This is a genomic window from Pseudomonas sp. P5_B2 (assembly GCF_056400445.1).
The window spans coordinates 1-3124 of the sequence record NZ_JBFULH010000481.1 but is presented as its reverse complement, the minus strand read 5'-3'; the positions used below and the strand labels follow the sequence as shown (position 1 = coordinate 3124).

Below are 3124 nucleotides of genomic sequence, written 5' to 3'. Positions count from 1 at the left end.
TGCTGCTCGACGGTCTGGTGACACTCGCCAGCCGCCTCTGGCTCGAACGCGGCTTGCGCCCGTCTTAAGCCTCGGCAAAGGAAATCGTTATGAAGAAATTTAGCTTTTTACTAGGCTGCGTCCTGCTGTTCGCAGGATTTACCCACGCCGCTGAAAAACCGGTAATCCGCATCGGTGCCCGGGTGTTCACCGAACAAACCCTGCTCGCGGAAATCACCGCTCAATACCTGCGCACCAAGGGTTACGACACTCGGGTGACCGGTGGTCTGGGCAGCAATCTGGCCCGCAGCGCCCACGAAAGTGGCCAGCTGGATTTGATGTGGGAATACACCGGCGTGTCGCTGGTGGCTTACAACCATGTCACTGAAAAACTCGACAGCGCTCAGTCCTACGCCAAGGTGAAAGAACTYGACGCGAAAAAAGGCCTGATCTGGCTCACCCCGTCGAAGTTCAGCAACACCTACGCCCTGGCGCTGCCGGAAACCACCGCCAAGGCTTACCCGCAGATCAACACCATCAGCGAGCTGAACACGGTGTTGCAAGCTGAGGATAAGGACAATCACCTGGTAGCGCTGGACACCGAGTTCGCTAACCGTTCCGACGGTCTGGACGGCATGGTCGACCTCTACAGCATGAACCTGACCCGCAACAACATCCGCCAGATGGACGCCGGGCTGGTCTACACAGCCCTGCGCAATGGCCAGGTGTTTGCCGGCCTGGTCTACACCACCGACGGCCGATTGAATGCCTTCAAGCTGAAACTGCTCGATGACGACAAGCACTACTTCCCCGACTACACCGCCGCACCGGTGGTGCGTCAGGTCTACCTCGACGCACATCCAAAACTGGCCGAAGAACTCAAGCCGCTGGCGGAACTGTTCGACGACGCGACCATGCGTCAGCTCAATGCGCGAGTCGATGTCGATCACGAAAGCCCTTCATCCGTTGCCGCCGATTTCCTGCGCCAACACCCCATCAACTGAGGAGGAAAAGACATGGAATTTCTGAGCGCCTTTTCCCATCTCGACTGGCCGTTGGTACTGCATCTGACTTGGCAACACATCACTCTGGTCGGTATCGCCGTGACCTTGGCGATTCTGGTCGGCGTGCCGCTGGGCATTCTGATGACTCGCTTCCCGACGCTCGCAGGTCCCTTGCAGGCCAGCGCCACGGTGCTGCTGACCGTACCGTCGATTGCCCTGTTTGGCCTGCTGTTGCCGTTCTACTCCAAATTCGGCCAAGGCCTGGGCCCGATGCCGGCGATCACCGCCGTGTTTCTGTACTCGCTGCTGCCGATCATGCGTAACACCTACCTCGCCCTCACCGGCGTGGAACCGGGTATTCGCGAAGCCGCGCGCGGCATCGGCATGACCTTCGGCCAGCGCCTGCGCATGGTTGAACTGCCGATTGCCGTGCCAGTGATCCTCGCTGGCGTGCGCACCGCCGTGGTCATGAACATCGGTGTCATGACCATCGCCGCGACCATCGGCGCCGGTGGCCTCGGCGTCCTCATTCTCGCTTCCATCAGCCGCAGCGACATGTCGATGCTGATCGTCGGCGCCGTGCTGGTCAGTCTCCTGGCCATCTTCGCCGACCTGCTTCTGCAATGGCTGCAACGCACGCTGACTCCAAAAGGACTGCTCAAATGATCGAACTTCAAAACCTCAGCAAGACCTTCCAAAGCAACGGCAAAGATGTGAAAGCCGTGGACTCGGTAAGCCTGACCGTCAACGAAGGCGAAATTTGTGTGTTCCTCGGGCCATCGGGTTGTGGCAAAAGCACCACGCTGAAAATGATCAACCGCCTGATCAAACCGACCTCGGGCAAGATCCTGATCAACGGCGACGACACCACCGATCTCGACGAGGTGACCCTGCGCCGCAACATCGGCTACGTGATCCAGCAGATCGGTCTGTTCCCGAACATGACCATCGAGGAAAACATCACCATCGTTCCGCGCCTGCTGGGCTGGGACAAACAGAAATGCCACGACCGCGCCCGCGAGTTGATGAGCATGATCAAGCTCGAACCCAAGCAGTATCTCAATCGTTACCCGCGCGAATTGTCCGGCGGTCAGCAGCAGCGGATCGGCGTGATTCGCGCGCTGGCGGCGGATGCGCCGCTGTTGYTGATGGATGAACCCTTCGGCGCGGTCGACCCGATCAACCGTGAAATGATCCAGAACGAGTTCTTCGAGATGCAGCGTGCGCTGAACAAGACCGTGATCATGGTCAGCCATGACATCGACGAAGCGATCAAGCTGGGCGACAAGATTGCGATCTTCCGCGCCGGCAAGCTGTTGCAGATCGATCACCCGGACACGCTGCTGGCGCACCCGGCGGATGATTTCGTCAGCAACTTCGTCGGTCAGGACAGCACGCTCAAACGTCTATTGCTGGTGAAAGCCGAAGACGCAGCGGACAACGCGCCGTCGGTCAGTCCGGAAACACCGGTAGCTGAAGCGCTGGAGTTGATGGACGAACTGGACCGTCGTTATGTGGTGGTGACCTGTGCTGAGAACAAGGCATTGGGTTATGTGCGTCGTCGCGACCTGCACCGTCAGACCGGGACTTGCGCGCAGTATCTGCGTGAGTTCAACGCTACCGCAGCGTACGACGAGCATTTGCGCATCCTGCTTTCGCGCATGTATGAGTTCAACCGCTCGTGGCTACCGGTGTTGGATGCGGAGCGGGTGTTCCTGGGTGAGGTGACTCAGGAATCAATTGCCGAGTATTTGAGCTCCGGCAAATCCCGTGGCGGCAAGACCAGTATTGTATCGCCTGCCGAGGTTGCGCTGGCCTGACCGATATACTTTCACCGGGTCGTGCTCTTGCAAGAGTACGGCCCGATTGTTCAATCAGGAGGCGATAGCCTGATCGGCAGCAAAGAACTGGAAGTTAACATCAGCGGTCGGAACCTGCGGAAGCGTGATCCGAATGATGGGGATCCAGATACCGGTCTGCGTCTTGAAATCCCGCTGGTCGTATTGCGCGCCCGCCTTACCCGCATCGTTGACGTAGAAAAGCGCCTCTATTGGCAACACCTTTCCATGATCCTGCCCCAATTTAGCGACTCTGAATTCGTTCTGAATATTAAAGGCAAAGCTTCCGCCCAAGCCCTGCGC

At 58.5% G+C, this 3124-nt stretch carries 3 protein-coding genes and 1 pseudogene; 3 read left to right on the top strand and 1 reads right to left on the bottom strand.

Going from position 1 to position 3124, the window contains the following annotated elements; all coding sequences use genetic code 11:
• Positions 1–89: 89 nt before the first annotated feature.
• Genes AC1DRJ_RS22690 through AC1DRJ_RS22680 form a run of 3 tightly spaced genes read left to right on the top strand, consistent with a single transcriptional unit; the run spans position 90 to position 2803 of the window.
• The gene (locus AC1DRJ_RS22690) at positions 90–983 is read left to right on the top strand and encodes a glycine betaine ABC transporter substrate-binding protein (protein WP_477804116.1); all 894 of its coding nucleotides are present in this window, start codon (positions 90–92) and stop codon (positions 981–983) included.
• Between the two features lie 12 nt (positions 984–995).
• Positions 996–1649, top strand: a complete 654-nt coding sequence (locus AC1DRJ_RS22685; protein WP_477804115.1) for an ABC transporter permease — start codon at positions 996–998, stop codon at positions 1647–1649.
• Positions 1646–2803 carry an osmoprotectant ABC transporter ATP-binding protein OsmV gene (locus AC1DRJ_RS22680; RefSeq protein WP_477804114.1) on the top strand — a complete coding sequence of 386 codons (1158 nt, stop codon included), beginning with the start codon at positions 1646–1648 and terminating at the stop codon, positions 2801–2803. The genes AC1DRJ_RS22685 and AC1DRJ_RS22680 overlap by 4 nt, the downstream gene beginning before the upstream one ends.
• A gap of 54 nt (positions 2804–2857) precedes the next feature.
• Here the strand turns inward: AC1DRJ_RS22680 and AC1DRJ_RS22675 are convergent.
• Positions 2858–3124 (bottom strand): annotated as a pseudogene (locus AC1DRJ_RS22675) (hypothetical protein); the annotation flags it as partial.